Annotated in this window: 14 protein-coding genes, 1 tRNA gene and 2 pseudogenes; 4 read left to right on the top strand and 13 right to left on the bottom strand. The window is 65.7% G+C overall.

Features of this window, described 5'->3' with window-relative positions; all coding sequences use genetic code 11:
* The first annotated feature begins 27 nt into the window (after positions 1–27).
* Positions 28–101, top strand: a tRNA-Pro gene (locus AB0A94_RS10125).
* 106 nt (positions 102–207) lie between these two features.
* Here AB0A94_RS10125 and AB0A94_RS10120 read toward each other — a convergent pair.
* The 5 genes and pseudogenes from AB0A94_RS10120 to AB0A94_RS10100 all read right to left on the bottom strand — a co-directional run.
* Positions 208–753: pseudogene (locus tag AB0A94_RS10120) on the bottom strand (tyrosine-type recombinase/integrase); the annotation flags it as partial.
* Between the two features lie 134 nt (positions 754–887).
* Positions 888–1,709: an integrase gene (locus AB0A94_RS10115; RefSeq protein ID WP_361741656.1), complete on the bottom strand. Its 822-nt coding sequence runs from the start codon at positions 1,707–1,709 to the stop codon at positions 888–890.
* Complete coding sequence (locus AB0A94_RS10110) at positions 1,706–2,557, bottom strand: sigma-70 family RNA polymerase sigma factor (protein WP_361741653.1); 852 nt, start codon at positions 2,555–2,557, stop codon at positions 1,706–1,708. The genes AB0A94_RS10115 and AB0A94_RS10110 overlap by 4 nt, the downstream gene beginning before the upstream one ends.
* A 175-nt stretch (positions 2,558–2,732) precedes the next feature.
* Entirely contained in the window at positions 2,733–3,122 is a 390-nt protein-coding gene (locus AB0A94_RS10105; RefSeq protein ID WP_361741650.1) for an ATP-binding protein, read from the bottom strand.
* Between the two features lie 97 nt (positions 3,123–3,219).
* On the bottom strand, positions 3,220–4,071 hold the full coding sequence (locus AB0A94_RS10100; protein WP_361741647.1) for a helix-turn-helix transcriptional regulator: 852 nt from the start codon (positions 4,069–4,071) through the stop codon (positions 3,220–3,222).
* Between the two features lie 834 nt (positions 4,072–4,905).
* Between AB0A94_RS10100 and AB0A94_RS10095 the strand changes: the two genes are divergently transcribed.
* Complete coding sequence (locus AB0A94_RS10095; RefSeq protein WP_361741644.1) at positions 4,906–5,028, top strand: hypothetical protein; 123 nt, start codon at positions 4,906–4,908, stop codon at positions 5,026–5,028.
* Between the two features lie 554 nt (positions 5,029–5,582).
* Here the strand turns inward: AB0A94_RS10095 and AB0A94_RS10090 are convergent.
* Positions 5,583–5,987 carry a hypothetical protein gene (locus tag AB0A94_RS10090; RefSeq protein WP_361741642.1) on the bottom strand — a complete coding sequence of 135 codons (405 nt, stop codon included), beginning with the start codon at positions 5,985–5,987 and terminating at the stop codon, positions 5,583–5,585.
* 2,636 nt (positions 5,988–8,623) lie between these two features.
* Positions 8,624–8,785: a hypothetical protein gene (locus tag AB0A94_RS10085; RefSeq protein WP_361741639.1), complete on the bottom strand. Its 162-nt coding sequence runs from the start codon at positions 8,783–8,785 to the stop codon at positions 8,624–8,626.
* 469 nt (positions 8,786–9,254) lie between these two features.
* On the opposite strand from AB0A94_RS10085, the gene AB0A94_RS10080 reads away from it, so the two are divergent.
* Positions 9,255–9,743 carry a hypothetical protein gene (locus AB0A94_RS10080; protein ID WP_361741636.1) on the top strand — a complete coding sequence of 163 codons (489 nt, stop codon included), beginning with the start codon at positions 9,255–9,257 and terminating at the stop codon, positions 9,741–9,743.
* Positions 9,744–10,610: 867 nt separating this feature from the next.
* Here the strand turns inward: AB0A94_RS10080 and AB0A94_RS10075 are convergent.
* The 3 genes from AB0A94_RS10075 to AB0A94_RS10065 form a co-directional block, all read right to left on the bottom strand.
* Positions 10,611–11,090 (bottom strand): ASCH domain-containing protein, encoded by a 480-nt coding sequence (locus tag AB0A94_RS10075; protein WP_229830236.1) that lies wholly within the window; start codon positions 11,088–11,090, stop codon positions 10,611–10,613.
* On the bottom strand, positions 11,087–13,144 hold the full coding sequence (locus tag AB0A94_RS10070) for a GNAT family N-acetyltransferase (RefSeq protein WP_361741633.1): 2,058 nt from the start codon (positions 13,142–13,144) through the stop codon (positions 11,087–11,089). Before AB0A94_RS10070 ends, AB0A94_RS10075 begins: the two co-directional genes overlap by 4 nt.
* 139 nt (positions 13,145–13,283) lie before the next feature.
* Positions 13,284–13,439 (bottom strand): hypothetical protein, encoded by a 156-nt coding sequence (locus tag AB0A94_RS10065; RefSeq protein WP_361741630.1) that lies wholly within the window; start codon positions 13,437–13,439, stop codon positions 13,284–13,286.
* Positions 13,440–13,670: 231 nt separating this feature from the next.
* Here AB0A94_RS10065 and AB0A94_RS10060 point away from each other — a divergent pair, with 231 nt between their 5' ends.
* Positions 13,671–14,003 (top strand): hypothetical protein, encoded by a 333-nt coding sequence (locus tag AB0A94_RS10060; protein WP_361741627.1) that lies wholly within the window; start codon positions 13,671–13,673, stop codon positions 14,001–14,003.
* Between the two features lie 240 nt (positions 14,004–14,243).
* Here AB0A94_RS10060 and AB0A94_RS10055 read toward each other — a convergent pair.
* The 3 genes and pseudogenes from AB0A94_RS10055 to AB0A94_RS10045 all read right to left on the bottom strand — a co-directional run.
* A pseudogene (locus AB0A94_RS10055) lies at positions 14,244–14,435 on the bottom strand (site-specific integrase); the annotation flags it as partial.
* Positions 14,436–14,473: 38 nt separating this feature from the next.
* Positions 14,474–15,856 carry an IS4 family transposase gene (locus AB0A94_RS10050; protein WP_361741624.1) on the bottom strand — a complete coding sequence of 461 codons (1,383 nt, stop codon included), beginning with the start codon at positions 15,854–15,856 and terminating at the stop codon, positions 14,474–14,476.
* Positions 15,857–16,141: 285 nt separating this feature from the next.
* Complete coding sequence (locus AB0A94_RS10045) at positions 16,142–16,879, bottom strand: SDR family oxidoreductase (RefSeq protein WP_361741621.1); 738 nt, start codon at positions 16,877–16,879, stop codon at positions 16,142–16,144.
* Positions 16,880–17,017: the final 138 nt, after the last annotated feature.

Genomic DNA, 17,017 nt, shown 5'->3' with positions numbered 1-17,017 from the left:
CGTCGTCGCCGCGAGAGCAGCGACAATCGGGGTGTAGCGCAGCTTGGCAGCGCGCTTCGTTCGGGACGAAGAGGTCGTGGGTTCAAATCCCGCCACCCCGACAGCCGAAACACCAGGTGAGGCACCTACTCATATGAGTAGGTGCCTCACCTGTTTCCACCTGTGTGTCTATCTGCGTGACTACCGCTTCCCGCGTGTCTACGACCGCTATTCCTGCGCGCCGAAGATGCCGTCCATGACCACGGCGCCGGTCTGGATCACGGGCCGGATCTGCTTCCGGTAGACCTCCTCGGTCACGGCCGTCCCGGAGTGCCCGACGAGCCGGGAGATCACTTCCAGCGGGACGCCACGGTCGGACAGCAGGGACACGAAGCTGTGCCGGAGCTCCCGGGGCGTCCACTCGTCGGCGTTGATCCCGTCGACCTCCTTGAGCGCCTGGCGGAAGGCTCGGCGGACGTTGGCCGCGTCCAGCGGCTTGCCCACGGCCGAGGAGAAGACGAGCCCGTGTTCCTCCCACTTGTCGCCGGCCGCCAGCCGATCCCAGCCCTGATCCTCGAACTGCTGCCAGAGGGCTTCGACGCAGCGCGCCGGCAGCGCGAGCGTACGCCGGGACTTCCGGGTCTTGGTGTCCCCGCCCCGCCGGACCGAGCGCCACACCGCGATGTGCGGAGGCTGCGGCGGATCCGCGTCCGGCTTGCCCTTGAGGAAGACGTGGTCCCAGGTGAGTGCCCGCAGTTCCTCGGTGCGGGCGCCGAACTGAATACCCCCCTAGACACCACTAGGGAGGGCCACCCCATCTGTCTAGGGGAGTTGACGACCACCGTAAACCGACACCCCGTCAACTGTCTAGGGGGGTATACGTGCGTGTCTTGGCGTCCGCTGACGCGCTACGGCAGCGCCCAGTGAAGGACGGTGGCGTCGTCCCGTGCCTTGCCGCGCGGCCAGCGTCGGCCGTCGGGGTCGCCGGCCTCGGCTTCGCGCACGCGGCGGATCAGCTCGTCCGGCCCGGAGGAGTCGAGGACGGCCAGGATCTGCCGCCAGTCGGCAAGTTGGAAGCGGTCGACGAGTCGCGTCGCGCCGTCGCTCATCAGCGTCACGGATGCCAGTGATTCCAGCGGCACCGACCCCGTCAGGGCGTGTTCGGCCGCCCGCGGTTCGGGGCCCGCGATCCAGAAGCCACCCGGCCGGTTGCGGAGGCCCGTCAGGGCGTCCCGGTACTCGGCGAGCGCGGCGGAGTGTTCGGAGGTTCCGGTGGGCAGCGCGTCGACCGGCCCGCGCAGCCGCTTGCCGACATCGTCCAGGCGCCGGTCGGTGACCACGTCCAGGCTCCCGCTCCTGTGGGCGAGGAGGAGTGAGGAGTCACCGAGGACGAGGTACTCCAGGCCTCCCCCACCGGCCCGCGCGGCGATGACCGTACTGGTCGGACTGGCCCGGTAGGCCAGATGGCAAGTGTCCTCGTGCAGGGCCCGGACGAGGCCGATGGAGTCGGCCAGGCAGTCGGCGAGCGGTCGGGTCGGCTGCACGGTGATGCTGCGCAGCAGCAGGCCGCCCAGCGTCGAGGAGAACCAGGCAACGCCGTGCGTGCACCCGGTCTCAACACCGCCGACGCCGGCACCGTCGAGGAGGACAGCCGCGCCGGAAGCGGCAGCGGCGAAGTCCTCGTTCTCCCGGTCCGGTTCGGCGGGTAGCGAGGCGAGGGCGACCCTCACGCCGAGGTGTCCTCGTCGTGCCGGTACAAGGGGCAGAGCAGTTCGACGGACTGCGGTTCGCTGGTCTCCGGGTCGTACTCGACACCCACCAGCGTGGAGAAGCGGCGGTCCCCCACCTGCCCCCACAGCGTGTTGAGGTCGGAGGCGAGCAGCTGCACGACGCCGAGGGAGCCTTGCGTGTGGATACCGGCGATGGCGAGCAGCGAACCGGAGCCGTCCGGGCGGGACAGCCGGCCGAGGTATCCGACGTCGTACGGGCGGGCCGGATCACTGTCCTGGCCCGACCGGTGCACGGTGCCGGTACGACGGTCCACCACCGTCCAGGGCCCGTCTTCCGCGCGCTCCCAGCGCAGTACGGGATCCTGCCCGTACGTCTCCCACATCTCCTGAGACATGCGCGGCCCGCAGACGACGACCAGGCCGTCCCGGTTGAGGTCGATCTCACCGCTCACCGGCACGTGCTCCGAGGTGACGTCGAGCCCGTACGACCGCGCCAGGTCTTCCAGACGCTTGCCGGAGCTGACGTCGTCCACGGCTACGACCGTCCGCCCCCGCTCGTCATCACGCCGCAACGGAGTGGCGACGGTGACGGCGCCCCGTCCGAGGAAGGCGCCTTCCGGCGCCGGACCGGTGTGCCGGATCTGGTGAATGCGCCCGCGGCTCAGGCCGGCCTTTGCCGCGATCTGCGCGTACGACAGCCCTTGCGCGTGGAGGTCCTGGACCACTCGCCGGCGGAGCCGGGCCAGTTCGGTCACCTCTTGCTGCGCGTCGGCCAACCGGGTCGTGACCTCGCGCAGGAGCAGGTACGGATCGTCAATCGCCATGATCCGTTGCAGCTCGTCCGACATGACCTCACCTCCTAGAAGTAACCAGGAGTCTAGGGCTCTAGACGGTATGGGCGGGAGGCGCCGTCCCGACTGAACACCGATCACGTAGAACCTGGCCCGCCGCCGAGGAACACCCCGGGGACTCATCTGCCACCACCGGCGAAGCGGCCAAAGGGCGCGGTCGACCTGAGGACAGTCACACGCCCTCCCGCGCGAGATCAGCCCACACCGTGCGACCTTCCGGCCAGGTCTTCACGCCCCAGTCCTTCGCGCAGGCGGCGATCATCCGCAAGCCACAGCCGCCCTCTTCCTGACCGGTCGAGTCGCACAAGCGCGGTACGCGATCGCCGCCCTGGTCCACCACCTCGATGCGGACGAGATCGTCGCCGAGGCCGATCACCACGAGGAACCAGCCGCCGGCCGAGCCGCTCAGCGTGTGCCGCACGGCGTTGGTCGCGAGCTCGCTCACGACCAGGACGGCATCGTCGACAGGCCCTTGTTCGTGCAGCAGGGCGGCGATGAAGTGACGGGCATGCGCCACTTGCTCAGGCAACCCGGGGAAGGCACGGCACCACTTGGAACGCATGGGAATCTCCTCACCTGCGTCTAGGGGACTAGACAGCCCAGCGGCAGAGTATTCCCACGCAAGACCAACGGGCCAGGCATCGTGAGGAATTATTCCTCTAAGGAGTGACGGCGTCTCCCAAGTCGCGGAACTCCTTCATCACGAGCAACAGCAGCTCCCGCACCTCGCCACCGAAGACCGCGGCCTGCTCGAAGCGGCCGAACGTCTCCTCATACGAGGCAACTTCGTCAGCATCACCGGACACGCGCTCACTGCTGAAGGTCTCCACCACGACGGCCCGCCGATCGCACAACGTGAACCCGTGGCGAGGCAGCACCGGCACCGGCCGCCGCCAGGGGATGACTCCGAGCCGTACCGTGCTCAGACTCTCGACGGCCAGCAAGCGGTCGAGCTGGGCAAGCATGAGAGCCGGGGTGCCCGGCCAAGTCCGCAACACAGCTTCCGTCAGCACGAACACCGACTCCCGCCCCGGCTCGTACAGGACACCTTGCCGCTCCACACGAGCAGCGACAGCCTTACCAACTTCCTCGGGCGTCGCGGCCGGCACGCTCGCGAAGACGTGACGTGCGTACTCCGCACTCTGGAGCATGGCCGGGAGAACGACACACTGGAACGAACGCACCAGTTGAGCGGACCGAACCTCTTCATCGACCGTCATACCGGCCGGAGTAGCACCGCCCGCCGGTCGGTCAGAGTCGGACGCAGCTTCCACCGCGGCCAGGAGCTCCCGAACTTCGCCCGCAGTCGACTCGTCGAGGCCGAGGGCGCGCGAGAGCCTGTCGAGCACTTCGGCACTCGGCACCATGCGCCCGGTCTCGACTTTGGACACGGTCGGCTGTCCCACCCCAGCCCACTGCGCCAACGCGGCACCCGTCAGGCCGGCCTCTGCACGAAGCACACGAAGGCGTGCCCCGAGCACCTTCGCCCGCTCCCGCCGTTCACTCCCCATGCCCAGCGTTCTACACCACGTGCCAGCAGGAGCTGGGATTGCGAGCCGTACCAACCACCCGCAGTCCGAGCATGATTCAAACTTTCTCTACTGGTTCAAGGCCCGCGCACGGCGCGGGCGCGCGCCGCCTCTGCGGCGCGGCCTGCCTCCTGTCTTCGCCCCGGCTGGCCGCGCCCGGCGGCGCGCTCGGCGGCTGCGGGCAGGAAGGTGGAAGACACCCTCTGTGGCTGGGGCGGTCGGCTCCACGGCTTTAGGCAGCCACTTTGGGGCGAGCCTCTAAGATCATGGCCCCAACGTCGTGCTCTAACGGGCAGGTCCACAGACTGCCCGACGCGCCGGAAGCTTACGGGGCCATGATCACTCGCCCCAAAGCAGCTCCAGCCCAAAGCCGCTCCGCCGACCGCTTCGCAACGGGTAGACCATCCACTCCTCCGTCAAATATCACGAAGCTAACCTGTTATATAATCTCGGCGCGTTAACGCGTCTGGTTACCGCCTCCTGATTACTGGTTTAGCGTTACGGGTTATAAATCGCGAGCGCTAATCGGTCCACTCTATTCGTGAAGCCATTCTGCGACTTAGATGCCATCCAAGTTGGCCACTTAGGTGACATCTAAGCTGGTCACTTAAATGGCATCTAAGTGCCCGTCGGTTAAGGCGATGGATCCGCATCGAAGGCACCCCTGACCTGGCGACTTGCAGGAATCCAGAAGGGGGCGTCTATCATTGGCCATGCTCCACCTGATCCTCCATCGAACTGGCCTAACCCAGGCGGCAGTTGAAGGGCACCGGCACCCGTTGAGAGGTGCCGGGATGAGGAAAGGGAGGGGTGGCGGTGAACCCTGACATGGGTAAGCCCCGCAAGAAGTGGATCAACGCCGATAAGGCGCAGCTCTACATCGGACTGGCGGGGTTGCTTGTGGCGATCATCGCCTGCGTGGGGCAGTTTATGCAGTAGCTGTCCACGAGGTATGGGTCCGGGAGTTGAGGCCGCTCACGCGCGTGAGCCCGGCCGAATAGTGGACGACCGGGCTCACGTACTGCATCGCGAGGGCCTGATCCGGCGGCCACCGGGTCGGGCCCGTCGCGTTCATCCGTTCACGGTGGATGCAGCCCTGTCCAAATTCTTGGACAGGGTCACTGTAGCTAATGTTGCATCACTTAGGTGAGGCAGCATTATTCACAAGCGCGCAAGCGTGGTTTGGTGGCCTGGGTCGACCGGCCAGACAAGCCCTTGGAGGTCTGCCCGGTGCCGCAGCTCTTCCGCTGACAAGCGGATACCCCCGGCGCGGCCGGTCGGGCCGTCTCTGGGCCGTCCGAGGTCAGCCAACGCCGACTGACAACGACAGAAGCCCACGGCATCTGAACTGGTCAGAGCCGTGGGCTTCGTCAGGTCCGCTGGTCAGCGGAACCGGTGATCAGTAGACCGGCTACTGACTGCAGTTGCCGGCGCTTGCCACGCCCATTGAGACTCCACCGGCCTCGCGGTGATGGGTCTGGGCGCCGACTTGGCTACTTGCCGCCTGCGTCGGTAGACGTCCACACTACTGGGAGTCTTCCTTCCCGAACGTACAGCGCCCGGCTGACCTCCTTGCCGTGCGGCACAGCGAAAATGATGTTTCCGGTGCGGCATGCTCCCGCCGGGAGGTCCTCCTCCTCCGTGGGGTAGAGAGGGCGCGGGAAGCCAGGCAGGTTGTCATCGAACGGGCTGACAACAGTCTCGTCTGAGAGCTCCAGCAGCCAGGGCCATGCTGAAATGGTGGCGAAGTCCTCTTCACCCTCATCCACGGTTCCACCATCGTGGCAGATCTTGACCTTGAGCGCCGACCACGAGTAGCGACCCTTGAGGTGGTCATACAAAGCTTCTGGAGCGTCCTCGTCTGGAGCAACGTCGCTCTCGTAACTGAGCACGGTCATGCTGCCACGATCGAGCGGGTACGTGGGGTCAATTTTTGAGTCGTGCTCGAAGGAGTAAGGCTCCCCGAACTTGAGGGACGCCGCCAGCCGGAGGGGTCCAGCTGCGGCGCTTGGGGGCGCACTCGGTTCCTTCGGAGCGGGCACGTTCTGCGCAGTGCGCATGGTGGCGCTCGCTGAAGGAACGGCTTGTGCTTCCGCAGAATCGACTGTGCTGCCACAGCCCACGGTCATCAGGACTCCTGCGATCCCCAATATGCGCGCAACCTTTGACATGCCCACCCCTGGTTTGACTTGTACTGCCTAAGAATGATCAAAGCGGCGGCATCGTACAGGGAGGTCGCATCGTGGCATCACGGCCGGGTAGGCCTAGCGACCAGTAGTTCTGAGGCGGCGTTCATCGGTGGGGCTCACGAACCCACAGGCGCGGTAGCCCGTCCGGAAACAGGCCCACCGCCTGCCGGATGCCGGATGCCGGATGCCGGATGCCGCAACCACGGCAGCACTGCCGAGGCAGTGACGGCAGCGCTGACGGCAACGACGGCGGACGGCAGCGCCACTAGGCAGCCCAGCGCGGTGCCGACGTAGGCCGATCGGACCGGCTCACCAGGGCGTGCCCGCATCTTCATAGCGCCTGGCCGCCAGGGTCCGCGAGCACGCGCAATTTTCCCCGCCGACGCTCGCATAGCACACACCCCCTAGTGGTGCCACGAAACAACCGAAGTTCCCTCAAAGGCGGTCGACGGTGCGACACAACCGGCATCCAGGCACTAAGAAGTATTCATCTTGCTTAGCACCTCTTAGGGGGGGACATGTCGTTCGCTGACCGAGTGCAGGCACTTCGGCTCCGCAAGCTCAAGATCCTGGACGACCACAACAAAAGGATTCAGAAACTGCAGCGTGCCCTCAACTCTGAGCTCTCGGAGATCGATCGAGAGATCAGTCAGCTGGGGGATGCCAGTGCGAGGCTTCCCTGTCTCGTGCGTATTACGCCCGGCCCAGAACTGACGGTGTATCACTCGGCTGATGTGCCCTGTGGGCGAGTGCACAACCGGCAAAACTTCAAAGTCATGCCGGAGATCGATGCCATGGACGCGTCTCCGTACGCCTACCTGGAGCGATGCTCGGCGTGTGGCTGGAAGCGAGCCGCTAAGATCCACGGAAATCATTTGATCGGAGAAGTGTAAGTAGTGGTGAGGGAAGCCGATGCCGGTAGTTACCTGTACTGGTCAGAGCGCCGCGTCGACGAGATCGCGTCCGACAACGGCGTCACATGGGACAGTCAGCTGAGCTGGACCCTCAAGGCCGCCCCTCAAGGCATCGGGGCAGAGGTTGGAAGCCGAGAGCGGACAGGCCTCACTCGCCGCGAAAAGGCTCGCAAAATCGAAAGAACGATCGGGGAGCAGGCCGTCTCCGCCTTCAGCACACCGCCTCCCGCTCGCTTCGCTAAAGGCGTCGGTCAGGTTCACATCGCGCGGTTCATCGGTGGGCCGGAGCGAGACAAGGGTGCAGTACTCCACGTCAGAACAAGTAGTGTCCAAGGACGACGAGTCGATCTAGTCCTTTTCGGTAGCCTGGACAGCTTTCCTGGCCACCCCTTTCGATCTTCAGACGCCCCGGCAGCCGGCTGGTTCTCCTCCGCTTGGTATGCCATTGCGGAGCTGCTGGAGAGCCGTGGCACTCGGAACACGTCTCAGTGGGACGATCCTGAATCGCTTTCCGTTGAGGCGCTGCACATAGCTCTGAACCAAGGCAGTGAGCACCCTGGGACCGATCATGAAGAACCTTGGACCCGCGGGCTTACTCTCGCGCACGCTCACGACTGTGAGTGGTTCGCTCAGATCTACACCGATGTCGAGTTGACTCAGAGTCGTTGGGACTTCCGCGACAATAGACGGGGCGCAGACCGCATTTTGATCGGGGCCCCTGTTTGGGTGCGGACTGCGAGTCCAGACTCAGTGACCCGATACGCGGAGCTACGACGCGCCGAGGGCAGACGACCCCGCAGACTGCTGTCTCTTCGAGGAAGCCGTCGTCGCGGTGCCAGCTGACCGTCTCAATTTTCGTCTCATTCAGCGCCGCTCACGGCCGTTCAGGCAGGATCGAAGCTGGTAGCCGCTCTCTCAAGCAGCCACCCGTGAACGCAGGTGAACAGCCCTGTACGCAGCCCCACAAGGCACCACCACAGTTGGAAAGCGTGCACGTCCCCTGAGGCTTGGGAGGGGGATGGTGTCGGAGCTTCACGAAGTCCCGGACCAACGTGGCTCGGGGACCCCTTCTGAGCCACCCCCCTTGGTCGCGCTCTCGCCGTACAACGGCAGCAGATCGACCCAACGCTTCGTAGGGTACGGGCGAGCGCTGACAACGCCGCTGCACCACAAGCGCACCAGATCGAGCGGGAAACAGCGGGGAACCACGGTGAAAGCCGCCGAGGTCGACGAGGCGGCAGCCATACCATTCATGCAGGTCAGCGGCCGAGCCAGCCGCAAATGATCGCAGCTTCCCAAGCTGATGTTCGTCACCGCGCCTCGCGCTCTCTTGGGCCGGTGTGTGCTGGCACCGTGACGCATGCCCTGTTGCTGTAACGGGTGGCGCACCCAAAAAGGTATGGGTGCGCCAACTCTTAGTCGGACTAGGTCTTACCGTCGGATGCGCGGCAGGCTTCCGCGGAGCAACTTGACGATCTCAATGGCTCGGCGGGCCTTGCCGGCGTCGGAGGTGAATGCTGCGAAGAGGGCGCAGATGGCGACGACCGTCGTGATCAGCAACGGCGAAAGAGCGAACAGCCACAGGAAGGACACGGGGCGACAACTCCATGATGAATGGATATGTCCCGCCGCCTACGGCTCGCCGGTCCGATCCGGCTTCGTAGTGCTGGGAATGAGTGGCTTCAGCGTCCCTGGGCTGTGTGAGGTGCGCTTGAGGCTCGGACCCGACCTCGTACCACGCGCTTCATCGAGAAGTTTACGCGATCCCTCGAAACGGGGGGCCTGAACCTGGGGCACCACCCCGGTTGTGAGCATGGAGAGCCGCGAGGCGGGCTGATAGGCCGAGGCTTGGGCCGTCCCTGGGCCGTCCCTGGGCCGTCCGAGGTCGCTCGACAGTGGCCAATGACGACCAATGATGACCACCAGGCGCACGGGCCTACCGTCTCTGAGCAGCAAAAACGCAGCTCACCAAGATCCCCGGCAAGACCCAGGGCAAGAAGAAGCCGAGGGTACAACAACAATCGGCTGGCCAGGACGTCTCGCCGCCCCCCACGATGGGCCCATGGACCGGTTGCAGTTCAGCGCTTGGCAGTACGTGGCGGAGATCCTCCCTCCCGAGGAACTCCCGATGCTCGCTGCGCATGCGCTTATCGACGGACATGATTCCCCTGCCCTGCGCGAGCTGGCCGGTCTGCCGCGCCGGAGCGACCCGGCCGAAGTCCGCGAACTGTACGTTCTAGCCTTGCGCGAACTTGGCATACCCCTTCCCGACGAGGAGACAGCCGGCCGATGTCTCCTGGTGAGACTCGCGTTCGGCCTCGCGAAAGGCGAGCTGAGCCCCAAGGATGTCGGCAATGGACTGTCGATGACGGTCACAGCCCGCACCCGGGAGGAGACACGGTTCCTGTCCGTCGCAGCGGACTACAGCGAATGGCTCGGACCCGACGCGCTTCCGGGATGGGAGAAGGAACTGAAAACCACGGCCCACTCGTTGGCCGCCGCCACTGGTCTCGGCCCCAGCATCGGTGTCCCAGGTGCGCGGTCCGACTGACTAAGCCGCGGTGAGTCATCGCCGACGCCGCTGGCCATGCAGGCAGCGGCCCGTTTCAGTTTCCGTCTCATTAATCGACGTCCACGAGCGTTCAGACGCGTTCCGCGCCAGGCCCCACACGGGCCGCCGACCAACGGTGAACCCAGGTGAACGGCTATAACCGCAGCTGTCACACCGACCACCACAGTTGGAAAGCGTGCGCCCCCGAGCAACCTCCTTGGGCCGCCGTGCACCACTGCGCGGAGCAGTGCGCCTTCCACAGAGGACATGTGCCCGGCAATCCTGCACTGGTCCGCACGACGGTCGAGACCGGGGGTGGGAGACGTGGCTCGTACACAGTCCAGGTGTGGAGCACTCACGGAGAAGGGCACTCGGTGCCGACGGCTGGCGATGGTCGGTGCGTCGCGATGCAACCTGCACCGTGGCGAGTGGTCGTCGTACACCATCGAGAAGCGCAAGGAAGCCGAACGCAAGGCGAAGACACGCAAGCGTCGCAAGTGACCCAACCGGTGTGCGGTGACATCCATGGCTGACATCAACGACAGCGGACAGCGGCGGCGCCGTGCGGTCTGACACGGCCACGGCCGCCCCGCGCAGCACGGGTGGACAGGCGGTCAGTCCGAACTCTTAATGCGGTGGTCAGACCTACCTACGGCGCCGGACGTATCAGCCTAATCAGAAGCGACAGCAGGAACGCCCACACGGTCGTCGCTACGTCGTGGGGCCGCTACGCCATGGCCAGCATGCAGGGACGGATACCCGGTAGCGGCGTGGCAGCCCTGCACTACAAGCGCATGAGGTCAAGCCGTGTTCGACGGCTAACCAACGCCGCACAGACCCGCATCAATCGCTCGGAGCCTCGGCCCGCTACGCGTGAACCGCGTCCGGCAACACCTTCCGAAGCGCACTGCCCACTGCGGGCCCGGCCTCTGATACCTGACGCAGATCAGTACCTCTCAGGTAGCGATAGCTCTGCGGCGGATGGAAGGTCCCTGCAGCGCGCAGTGCACTGAGGGACACCGGCTCGTCGAAGGGCACGGGATCCTCCAAGGTCAGACCGCTCGCCTGGGTAGCACCATCCATGTAAGCGTCGTACTCGCGTCGAGTGATCCCTGTCTGGGCATGATGCGCCGACCAGACGTCCTTGGGGGAGCCCACATGGACCGAGGCGATGCGCGCCATGCCCACCAGAGCCATGGTGGGCGCGGTTGCGTACAGCAGAACCGGGGTTCCGGGCGGCGCGGCGACGCGCTGGCGGCGGACTTCCACCGTCTTACTGCCGGCCAGGATCGCGTTGGCGAAGCGCGGGTGGACGGACAGCAGCATCGCGCGTTCCGGATCGTTCACGTCGTTCGGTGCCCCTCTTGGTAGACCGCCTGGAACAGCTCGTTACTGATCTTCGACAGGGAGATCAGCGACAACGGTAGTCCCAGTTTTTTCGCCAGGGAGGTCAATCGCCGCAGCGTCACCGGCCTCGGGAAGATCTCGGTGTCCGAGAACCTGAGTGCCATGGCGCGACCGGAGGCGTCGGCGGCTTCTTGAACCTCAGCCCGACCATATACGCCCAGGTGTTCGAATTTCGAGAAGAGGGTGTCGGGTGTGTCGATGAGCACCTCGTCGAGTCGCGAACTGCCCACCACCATCTGTCCTTCGCTCGGGGAGTTGCCCTCGCTGACGTACCAGAGCAGGCGAGCCGGAACGCTCTCCCCGCGGCGGCCCGAGGAGCGGTAGTAGACGTGCTCTCTGCTGATGCCCAGGACATCACTGCGCGGAATGAGCATGGCGGGCACGTTGAACAGCTCGGTCGACCAGCGCGGCTTGATGGGCACCAGGAAGGACGGCAGCTTCGAGTCGATGACCTTCGCCGGCCACCACGCACGCTCCACCACGGCAGCCACCTCGGCGGGCATGCCGGGGCGGAGCGCGGTCGTGTCGACAGTCAGCTCGCGGGCGAGCCCTCCGGCCACAGCCTCCACTTCAGCTGCCGTCCCGCACACATTCACGAGGAGAGCGACGAGCCTGCCATCATGCTCGAAAAACCCATCGTCGCCGGCCGCGGACCTGGCGGCCTCGGAGGGATGCGGATCGCTGATGCGGATGATCTCTGCACCGCAGTCCCGGCCGAGCCGCTTGAGCAGGAAGAGGAGCTGCCGGGCCAGAGTCTGTTCCAGTGGGTGGCCGGCCGTGCGGAGGACGGGGACAATCAGAGTTCGTCCGTCCAGTGCCCATGTGTAGAGGGCGACCGGGTGGCCCTGACCATCGCGGAGCAGCTCGCGGCGCCATGCGACTGCGCCCTCATTCAGCGACCGCAGCCGCTCGGCGAAGGCCGACCCGTCGTCGCCACCCGATTGGTGAAAGAAGGCGACCAGTTCATCCTCCGCACCTGGTACCACCTCTCCGGACCGGAACTCCGTGCCCATCAGATCAGCCGGACGGTACACCTGGGCCTGCCGCAACTCGTCCACGTGCAGCGTCACGGTAGAAGGTGAGACGACCCGGACACGGGCGACCTCCCAGGCCACGTCGGTCAGGCGGGACAGCAGTGGATCACGGGTCGCCAGGACTTGCAGACCGGCGCACGACGTCTCGGCCACATACCGCAGGCGGACGCGAAGTCCAGCGTCGACGGTCAGGTCGGGCATGGCTTGTGTAGCGGCTTGGAGCAGTTCACGGCTTCGCTCGTCTACGGCCGCCAAGTCCGGGGAGAGCTTGCGCAGGCCGGTCAGCGCCGCCCGCTGGTGTTGACGTTCTGCCGTGTCCGGGAGATCCCGGATCTCATGTACCAGCTGGGGTGTATAGGCGAGTTCGACGAGATCCGCCATCCAGCCTGCTTCCAGCGCGCGTGACTCCTCCGCGTCGGCCGTGTCAGCGAGGCCGCGCAGATCGGCGAACACTCCATGGTCGACGGTTACCACTAGGAGCGCGTCGCTCTCCATCTCCGTGAACAGGTCAGGATGGCCGAGGTCCAACCACCATCCGTCCAGGATCTCGCCGTCACGGCCCCGCCCGCGCACCTCGCCATCCGGGATGAAGCCGAGACTCCTCCACATCCCGCTCAGGTTGTAGTCCCGTCGGCACTTGGCCTTGATCCCGAGTCGCTGTGGGTACCGCTCTTTGACGCCCTCCACCAGCTGGCGGGCGATTCCCCGGCCACGCTGTTCCTCCGCCACACACAGGTGTGCGAGCCGAATACGCGCGCTCCTCTTCGGCAGTCCGAACAGCGCGTAGCCGAGCATCTTGTCCCCTTCAACGGCGGCCAGAAGGCCGCCGTCCTCCGCTGCCTTCCGGTAAGCGGGAGGTGTGAGAAGCCCCAGCGTCCTCGTGTAACGATCACCCAGAGCTACGGCCTTGTCGATCAGCTCGTCCTGCGCAGGCGAAACAGCCACCAACTTGATCGCCATCGCTCCCCCTCCAGTTGGGCCGGTGACTGCCGGCGCAACTCCCCTGTCATTACATACAGGGGAAGCTGATCTCATTCACGGCCGTCCCTCAAGGGGGCACAAGGGGCGCACGGTACTCCGGAGACCGTCAGAAACGCCCTTACGTCTGCTTGACTCCCGCCTGCTTGGCAGCTGGCTCACGCAGCTGCTGCCGCACCTCGGCATCGACCCCCTGGCCCAGCTTGCGCTGGTACTTCGCCGTCGAGTACTGGTAGATCAGCTGGGCCCGCTCCGAGGACTGACCCGTGCGAACCATGAGGCCCTCCCACTTCGCACATACCATCGTGGCTGGTTGCCGTCGGCTGGGGTTCGTGCCACAACCGTGCCAGATGCAGGGGTCAGTCACGGTCAACACCGCGGCCCTGCGGTCGAGTAGCCGCCCGCTGCCTCGGCCGGCGAATCCGCAGGTCAGGCGCGAGATCCCCCAGCCTCTCTCCTAAAGCGGGTGTACGCGAGCCAGCATGTGAGGGCGCCATGCCATCATCGGATGATGCTGACCGAGGAGGACGCGCGCCGGCTGGTACTTGCCGAGATCGACGACGTGCGGAGCCAAGTCACGTACGACCTTCAGATCCTGCGTGTGGAGGTCTTGCCATTCGGGTGGATCTTCCACTGGGGGGCAGTCTGGGACGGTCAGAACGGCCAGCGCCCTCGGTTGGGAGGCAACGGTCCTTTCCTGGTGGATCGTGGAAACGAGCGGTTGATCCGAACTGCCACCAGCATCCCCATAGCTCGCCAGATCGAGGACTACGAACGCCGACTGCGACGCGAAGCTCACGCCCGAAACGCAGCAGCGAAGCAAGCTGCGCAGCAGCCATGAGTGTCTAACTGCGTGACAACGCCCACGAACAACGGCGGACGGGCGCGGACGTCTGCGGACCATCAGCGCAGGTGAGTGCCACACCAGTCCAGGGCAGAGCCTCCAGCCAAGTTGCTTCGGGACGAAGAGGTCGTGGGTTCAAATCCCGCCACCCCGACGCTGGTCAGAGGCCAGGTACTGAATTCAGTACCTGGCCTCTGTCGTGCTCGGAGAGCCAAACAGGGGGGCAAAGGGTTTTGATCAAGCCTCGCAGGCGGTTGCCTCGCGGCTCTGGACAAAGATCACGTCCATGGCTTCCGCGCCTTCGGTGATGACCGGCCGGCGCTGCTTCCGGCAGACAGCCTCCGTGGTCGCCTGGCTGGCGTGCCCGACAAGCCGGGCGGTGCGCTCCAGCGAGATGTCATGGTCCGAGAGCAGCGAGACGAAGCTGTGTCACGGGTCATGTCCCTCGTCGTGCAACGCCGTTGCGTTTAGCCGTCAGGCCCGGCGTCAATGTCGCCGTCCTTGACCATCTTGAAGTCGAGTGTGTATGCCTGCACGGTGCGTGGGTGCTGGTCCCGTTGGAATCCGTACTTGCCGGCTGTCTTGCGGTAGCGGGCCTTCAGGCGCTGACGGCGGTGTTCGGGAAGAAGGCGGGCCAGCACAGCCCGACCGATGGGCCCGACCAACTGCACCGTACCGTCCCGAACGGCGCTCTGGGCGATGAGGATCTGATCCGCGGCGGCCTGGAACAGAACGGTGAAGCTCACCCGCTGGAAGGACAGCCCCGGCGTGGCCGTCGTGACATCGCCGGTCATGCGGACCAGCGCCTGGTAGACCGTCAGCAGCGCGAGAATCTCCTGTTCCAGGCCGGGGACACTGCGGGAACGCAGCACTCGCCCGTCCAAGATCGTGGACTTCAGCGAGAAATAGCAGGTCTCCGCCTGCCACCGCCGGTGGTAGAGACGCAGCAGCTCATCTGCGGGATGGCTGTCGGCATCCAGGAGGTTTGTCATCAGCCGCCACAGCTCCGTGCGCCTGCTGCCGTCGGCCAGCACGACGGTCAGCCACGCCTCCACCAATCGCACCTGGACCCGCTGTCCGCTTGCCCTGGCACGGTAGCGGCACGGCAGGACGGCGGTGAGGTAGGAGCCGTCGGGCAGCGGGCGGCGCACCGTCGGGCGCCGCTTGCGGGTGGAGCGCATCACGAATCGGGCGCCGGTGTCCTGCACGGCCTGGAGGAAGCCGAACGCGTCGTAGTAGGAATCGGCCAGCAGGAGCATCGATGCATCCAGACGTCCCAGCAGCCGGCGTGCACAGGTGAGTTCGCCGACGCCGTCGGGGCCGAAGACCGCGCCCACCAGAGCGCGTGTGCCGCACTCCACGAGAGCCACCATGCGGACCAGCGGGTAACCGAACGCGCGGACCCTGCCGATGTGTTTGGGACAGCGCCAGGTCACCACTTTCTCATCGGGAACGGACAGGGTGGTGCCGTCCACGGCGACCAGGCGCAGGCCCCGGTAGAACGCGCACGACTGGCGGTGATCGGCCACGGGTCCGGCCAGGATCGAGAACAGGTGGGCCAGCGGTTCGCTTCCCAGTCGACGCCGGGCACGGGCCAGCGACGAGGCGTACGGACGGGCCACGGGCACGTTGCCCGGTCCCGCCGTGAGCTTGGCCCATACCGCCTGGTAGGAGGACCGCTCGAAGAAGGCGAGAGCCAGCACGAAGTACACCACGACGCGGGCGGGGAGCAGCCGTAGCCGCTGCTGCCGGGCACCGGTGTCCTCCAGGACCGCATCGACCGACTCGGGATCGATGATCTCGGTCAACTCGCCCAGATGGCCGGGCGCGTACACGTCGAGGGCTGTCACACCGAACCTGACGCTGACAGAATTCCGCGGCAACGGGACCTACGGGACACTCGCGAAGGCTTCGACATCATGCGAACTATCAGAGGTTCCGCCTTCTTGACAGGGCGCACGAACCCTTAACGCACTGGCGTTGCACACAGCGGGACGCCATCGTCCGCTGAAGTTCGGCGGTGTCCATGCCGCCCTTCTACCGCACGTGGCAAGTCCTTCGGCAGCGAGATTCAGAGTGTAGGCACAGAGACCGCCCGAACAAGCCCCAACCGTGCCTGGTGAGCACAGAGGGCGTCAGCCCTTGACCGTGCCACCGAACTCCTCCGGGACCAGGTCGGCCTGCTCGTCACCGCTCCTGATCAGGTCGAGGATCGCGTCGGCGACACCCTCGGGTGACTGCGGCTGCAGCCCAGTGGAGGCTTCCATCCGCAGTGCGTCCTCGACGTTCCCGCGGACCGTCCCGACGAACTCGCTCTTGGTGATAGACGGGAACATCGACGACACTGCGATGCCGGCGTCGGCGACCTCGGCACGGGCGATGGCCGAGAGCTTCTGCAGAGCCGCCTTGGAGGCCGCATACGCACCCGACCCGGGCAGCGTCGACCAGATGATGCCAGAGCTCACGTTGACGATGGCTCCGCCCTTCCGCTCGCGCATCTGCGGAAGGACCGCCTGCATCAGCACCAGGGGTGCAACGAGATTGAGCTCGAGGAGAGCCCGGAAGTCGTCGGGATCGATGGCGTCGACGGTGGCCTGCAACCCCTGGCCGGCATTGTTCACCAGCACATCGATCCGCCCGAACTTCTCCACCGCAGCGCGCACGGCCGCCTCGACCTGCGCGCGGTCCGTCACATCACAGGGCACGGCGAGGGCCACGTCCTTACCGAGTTCCTCGGCGAGGCCAACGATGCGCTCCTCGCGGCGCGCGATGAGCACTACCCGCGCCCCGGCCAGGCAGGCGGCTCGGGCAGTGGCCGCTCCGATACCCGACGACGCTCCGGTCACGAGCACGACGGCTCCGTTGATGTCCATGAACAGTTCCTCCTCTGTGGACCAGGGATGGATGGCTCCCTGGAAGAAGCGATGGCTATGGCGCCACTCGTTCGGTAGACTCAACATCAACGCTATCACGCGATAGCTATCAAGCAATAGGAAGGATGTGGTCGCGGG

The sequence above is a fragment of the Streptomyces sp. NPDC044984 genome, assembly GCF_040646935.1.
Taxonomy (GTDB): Bacteria; Actinomycetota; Actinomycetes; order Streptomycetales; family Streptomycetaceae; genus Streptomyces.
This window is presented reverse-complemented; position numbering and strand designations above follow the sequence as displayed.

Bases quoted from the DNA above. Each gene is read 5' to 3' on its own strand.
- AB0A94_RS10080 (WP_361741636.1), top strand. From the start codon at position 9,255: ATGGACCGGTTGCAGTTCAGCGCTTGGCAGTACGTGGCGGAGATCCTC.
- AB0A94_RS10105 (WP_361741650.1), bottom strand. From the start codon at position 3,122: ATGCGTTCCAAGTGGTGCCGTGCCTTCCCCGGGTTGCCTGAGCAAGTG.
- AB0A94_RS10065 (WP_361741630.1), bottom strand. From the start codon at position 13,439: ATGGTTCGCACGGGTCAGTCCTCGGAGCGGGCCCAGCTGATCTACCAG.
- AB0A94_RS10110 (WP_361741653.1), bottom strand. From the start codon at position 2,557: ATGTCGGACGAGCTGCAACGGATCATGGCGATTGACGATCCGTACCTG.
- AB0A94_RS10100 (WP_361741647.1), bottom strand. From the start codon at position 4,071: ATGGGGAGTGAACGGCGGGAGCGGGCGAAGGTGCTCGGGGCACGCCTT.
- AB0A94_RS10070 (WP_361741633.1), bottom strand. From the start codon at position 13,144: ATGGCGATCAAGTTGGTGGCTGTTTCGCCTGCGCAGGACGAGCTGATC.
- AB0A94_RS10060 (WP_361741627.1), top strand. From the start codon at position 13,671: ATGATGCTGACCGAGGAGGACGCGCGCCGGCTGGTACTTGCCGAGATC.
- AB0A94_RS10045 (WP_361741621.1), bottom strand. From the start codon at position 16,879: ATGGACATCAACGGAGCCGTCGTGCTCGTGACCGGAGCGTCGTCGGGT.
- AB0A94_RS10090 (WP_361741642.1), bottom strand. From the start codon at position 5,987: ATGACCGTGCTCAGTTACGAGAGCGACGTTGCTCCAGACGAGGACGCT.